We start from the raw sequence: 4,753 nt of genomic DNA, 5'->3' as shown, positions 1-4,753 counted from the left end.
TAGTGACGGTCGCCGACCGCCATCAGCCGTTCGCCGACATTGGCGCCGGCCGACACCGTCATGCGCAACCCGTCGGCGGGGTTCTGATGGACAAAGCCCCAATCGGTGCGCATCAGGAAGCGGCGCTCGGCCTCGCTTATGCGGTAGAGCTCGCGGAACTGGCCGTCGCGCAAGCGGTAGCTGGCGGTGCCAGAAGAGGGCAGCAGCCGTGTCGACAGGCAGTTGAGCAAAGTCGTCTTGCCGGAACCGGATTCGCCGACCACCGCCAGCACTTCGCCCGGCCAGAGGTCAAAGGTGACGTTCTCGCAGCCGACGCGCGAGCCGTAGAATTTGGACAGCGCCGAGACGCGCAGCAGCGGTTCGTCCGTCATTGCGCCGGCTCCGTTTTTTCCTGGGCAAGGGGGGTCTCGGGCGCGAGGTGGCCGCGATGGCCTTCGGCCCGCCGCTTCTCGCAATGATCGGTATCGGAGCAGACGAACATGTGGCCGCCATGGTCGTCGAGGATGACCTCGTCGAGATAGACGTTCTCGGCCGCGCACAGTGCGCAGGGCTGGTCGAAGGTCTGCACCTCGAACGGATGATCCTCGAAGTCGAGACTGACGACATCGGTGAAGGGCGGCAGCGCATAGATGCGCTTTTCGCGGCCGGCGCCGAACAATTGCAAAGCCGGCGAACGGTGCATCTTCGGATTGTCGAATTTCGGTGTCGGCGATGGATCCATCACATAACGGCCCTCGACCTTGACCGGATAGGCATAGGTGGTGGCGATGCGGCCGTGCCTGGCGATGTCCTCGTAGAGTTTCACATGCATCAGGCCATACTCCTCCAGCGCATGCATCTTGCGCGTCTCCGTTTCGCGCGGCTCGAGGAAGCGCAGCGGCTCGGGGATCGGCACCTGGTAGACCAGCACTTGGCCGGCACTCAGCGGATATTCAGGGATGCGGTGGCGCGTCTGGATGATGGTCGCCTTCGCCGTCTCGGTGGTGACGGCGACATTGGCGACCTTCTTGAAGAAGGCGCGGATCGAAACCGCATTGGTGGTGTCGTCGGCGCCCTGGTCGATGACCTTGAGCACATCGTCCGGGCCGATGATCGAAGCGGTGACCTGCACACCGCCGGTGCCCCAGCCATAGGGCATCGGCATTTCGCGCGAGGCGAACGGCACCTGATAACCAGGGATGGCGATGCCCTTGAGGATGGCGCGGCGGATCATCCGCTTGGTCTGCTCGTCGAGATAGGCGAAGTTGTAGGTGGCGATGTCGGTCATGGCGATCGCTTCCGCTCTGTGCTACCGAATTGAATTCCAAGACACGGAAAAGGGGCTGGGCTCCGATGACCCCGACCGGATGGATGCGCCTCGGAATACTGTTGCTGGTGTTCGTCGGGGTGGTTGCCTTTGTGCTTCGGAGAATGGTTCTTCCTGAGCCGAGGGAAGGCGCGCAAGGCGAGACCGTTGGCGGCAGTAGCGGTTACGGCGGATCCGGAGGCCATTCCCCAGACGGGGGAGGTCACGGTGGTGGAGCTAACTGAAGTCATTCCGCGGCCTGCCTCTTCTCTTCGCCCTTGCCAGCGTTTTCGCGGGCATCATGCTCGGCGCGCATGCGGCGCACGAGGTCGAGCTCGGCCTGGAAGTCGACATAGTGCGGCAGCTTCAGATGCTCGACGAAGCCGGTCGCCTGGACATTGTCGGAATGCGAGATGACGAACTCCTCGTCCTGGGCGGCGGCGATGACATCCTCGCCCAACTCCGAGGCGCGCAGCGCGCGGTCACATAGCGCCATGGCCATCGCCTTGCGCTCGCTCTGGCCGAAGACAAGGCCGTAGCCGCGGGTGAACTGCGGCGGCGCCTTGGCCGAGCCCTTGAACTGGTTGACCATCTGGCATTCGGTGACGCGGATGCTGCCGAGCGGCACGGCAAAGGGCAGTTCCGGCACGTCCAGTTCCAGTTCGACCTCGCCGATGCGAACCTCGCCGACGAAGGGATGGTTGCGCGCGTAGCCGCGCTGGGTGGAATAGCCGAGCGCCAGCAGAAACCCCTCGTCGCCGCGCGACAGCGCCTGCAGGCGGATGTCACGCGCCATCGGGAATTCGAGCGGCTCGCGGGTGATGTCGCCGGGGACATGATCCTCGGGCATGTCGCCGTCGGGCTCGATCAGGCCTTCGCGGGCGAGGATGGCCGAGACGCGCGGCATCGCCTCCGCTTCGCCTGCACGCTGTTCCGGTTCGGCGACATCGCCGCCGGCGGCAAGCTCGGGATCGAGCAGCCGGTGGGTGTAGTCGAAGGTCGGGCCGAGCAACTGGCCGCCGGGCAGGTCCTTGTAGGTCGCCGACACGCGCCGCTCGACCAGCATCGTGCCGGTGTCGATCGCCCTGGTGTAGCCGAAACGCGGCAGCGTGGTGCGATAGGCGCGAACCAGGAAGATCGCTTCGATCATGTCGCCGCGCGCCTGGACGATGGCGAGTGCCGCGAGTTCGCGATCATAAAGCGAACCTTCGCTCATCACCCGGTCGACGCCCAGCGCCAGCTGCTCGACGATCTGGTCTAGACGAAGTGCCGGCACCGAACGGTCGCCGCGCCGGCGGTCGGCGAGCAATTTGTGGGCGTTGCGGATGGCTGCTTCACCACCCTTTACCGCGACATACATCTACGCCTCCATGATCTTGATGCGCGTCGTGCGCGGCAGGCAGGCAATCGCGTCGGACGTGGCGAGGATGATGTCGATGCCACGCGGAAAGCGCTGGTTGTTCTGCTTCCATTGCTCGACGAAATGACGCGGCATTTGCGCCGGCGCGATCGTCGCCGTCTTCTCGATGCCGGGGCCTTCGAGCAGCAACGGAGCGCCGGAGACGAGATCGCTGACCTCGAGGATCAGCGTCGTCGAACGATCAGGATAATCCTGGGTGCCTTGCGAAAACCCGTCGAGCGCCATCATTTCGGCCGGCGTGGCGATCAGCGCGAAATGCGCGTCGGCCGGCGTGTTGGCCAGCGGCGCGCCGGTGTGGAAGCCAAGCCAGGATCTCACCGTCGCTGGAGCCTGCAAGGCGGGGTCGAGCCAGAGCGGCGTGTCGTTGTCGCACAGCGCCAGCGCGATGGCGCCTGCGGTGGCCGACAGCGGCGCCGGCGGGCGGGCAAAGACCGGCAGGGGCTGCAGAGTGCCTGGCCGCGCCATCGCATCCATCACGGCGCGGAACACCGTCTGGGCGTCGAACACCGGATCGGCAAAGCCGCCCTCGATCGCTTGCGTTGCGATGTCCATCAGTTTTCTCCGCGTACCATCGTGAAGAAATCGACCTTCGTTGCCGCCGTCTCGGCGCGCCGCCGTTCACGTGCGCTGGCCAGTGCGGCCTGCAGCGGCGCAATGAGTTTCGTCTCGACCTCGTTACGGCGGGTGGGGTCCTGCCAGAGCGCGTCGGCGATAGCCGCCAGTTTTGCTTTCTGCTTGTCACGGCCCAGCGCGTAGCAGTGGCCGACCTGTCCGGAGGCGAGCCGGACGGTGGCGCGGGTGACCGTCGCCTCGCCAACGTTGAACGGCGCGCCGCCGCCGCCGATGCGGCCACGGACGGTGACCAGGCCGGTTTCGGGGCCGCGCAGAAGTTCCGCCTCAGAAGGCAGGCCGGCTTCGCCCCACAGACGGACGATGTCGTCCCCGGCCGATTGTGCCAGCGTCGCCATCACGGCCTTGCGCTCGGCCTGCTCTCGCGCTTCTCGTCCTCGCATGGTTAACAGTCCCTTGTCACCAAAACTTGTCTATTGATATAGACAATTATACAAATTATATCTATTTTCTAATGCGTGTCCATGACGAGTGCATGACACGAGGAAAATGTCTGGGGCAAAAAGATCGGGGGCAGAAATGATCGGGCAGCCCAGCAGCATAGAGCGGCGCAGCGGTGTCGCGCTGTGGCGGCAGATCGCCGACCAGATCCTGCATTCGATCGCCGTCGGCGATTTTCCCGAGAATGCCGCGCTGCCGCCCGAGATCGCATTGGCCGGACGCTATGGCGTCAACCGCCACACGGTGCGCAGCGCTATCGCAGCGTTGGTGCAGGAGGGCGTGCTCAGGGCGGAGCAGGGGCGCGGCACCTTCGTGCTGTCGCGCAAGCGGCTGTCTTATCCGATCGGCGCCCGCACCCGCTTTTCCGAGGGATTACAAGGACAGGCGTCCGAGCGGCATATCACCTTGCTGGCGTCATCGGTCGAGCCGGCCAACCGTCGTGTCGCAGAGGGCTTAGGCCTTGCGACGGGGGCCGATGTGATACGCCTGGAAACGCGCGGCGAAGCCGATGGAATGCCGGTGTCCCGCGCGGCCGGCTGGTTCGATGCCAGGCGCTTTGCCGGCATCGATGCCGCCATGGCGGAAACCGGTTCGATCACCGCATCGCTGGCACGTTTCGGCATCGACGACTATCTCAGGCAATCGACCGTGCTGTCGGCGCGCCATGCCGATGCCGCCGACCTCGCGGACCTCGACCTGCAGCCCGGCGCCATCGTGCTGGTGACGGTCGCCGTCAACGTCACGCCCGACGGTCAGCCGATCCAGTTTTCGGAGTCGCGCTTCCCGGCCGAGCGGATCGAGCTCAAACTGTCGGCGCTGTAGGTAGTGCCCGGCCTATACGAGACCGTGATTTATCTGACTCACGCTGATATCATACCGGCTCGGTCGCGCTTACTTACCAGCGGCTTGGCGTTTGAGGACCGCCTTCCCCCACTCCGTCTCGGCTTCGCCGAGCCACCTCTCCCCCGATCGACGGG

At 65.1% G+C, this 4,753-nt stretch carries 6 protein-coding genes; 1 reads left to right on the top strand and 5 read right to left on the bottom strand.

Going from position 1 to position 4,753, the window contains the following annotated elements:
- The 5 genes from E5W70_RS30875 to phnG all read right to left on the bottom strand — a co-directional run.
- Positions 1-371, bottom strand: a 371-nt coding sequence (locus E5W70_RS30875; protein WP_292665041.1) for an ATP-binding cassette domain-containing protein, incomplete at its 3' end; no start/stop codon positions are given.
- Positions 368-1,267, bottom strand: coding sequence for an alpha-D-ribose 1-methylphosphonate 5-phosphate C-P-lyase PhnJ (locus E5W70_RS30870; RefSeq protein WP_292665040.1), 900 nt, complete (start codon positions 1,265-1,267; stop codon positions 368-370). The genes E5W70_RS30870 and E5W70_RS30875, both read right to left, overlap by 4 nt.
- 265 nt (positions 1,268-1,532) lie before the next feature.
- Positions 1,533-2,645, bottom strand: a complete 1,113-nt coding sequence (locus tag E5W70_RS30865; RefSeq protein ID WP_292665039.1) for a carbon-phosphorus lyase complex subunit PhnI — start codon at positions 2,643-2,645, stop codon at positions 1,533-1,535.
- Complete coding sequence (gene phnH / locus E5W70_RS30860; RefSeq protein ID WP_292665038.1) at positions 2,646-3,257, bottom strand: phosphonate C-P lyase system protein PhnH; 612 nt, start codon at positions 3,255-3,257, stop codon at positions 2,646-2,648.
- Complete coding sequence (gene phnG / locus E5W70_RS30855; RefSeq protein ID WP_292665037.1) at positions 3,257-3,718, bottom strand: phosphonate C-P lyase system protein PhnG; 462 nt, start codon at positions 3,716-3,718, stop codon at positions 3,257-3,259. The genes phnH and phnG overlap by 1 nt, the downstream gene beginning before the upstream one ends.
- A gap of 136 nt (positions 3,719-3,854) precedes the next feature.
- Here phnG and phnF point away from each other — a divergent pair, with 136 nt between their 5' ends.
- Positions 3,855-4,598, top strand: a complete 744-nt coding sequence (gene phnF, locus E5W70_RS30850; RefSeq protein WP_292665036.1) for a phosphonate metabolism transcriptional regulator PhnF — start codon at positions 3,855-3,857, stop codon at positions 4,596-4,598.
- Positions 4,599-4,753 lie beyond the last annotated feature (155 nt).

Source organism: Mesorhizobium sp. (assembly GCF_005063415.1).
GTDB lineage: Bacteria > Pseudomonadota > Alphaproteobacteria > Rhizobiales > Rhizobiaceae > Mesorhizobium.
This window is presented reverse-complemented; position numbering and strand designations above follow the sequence as displayed.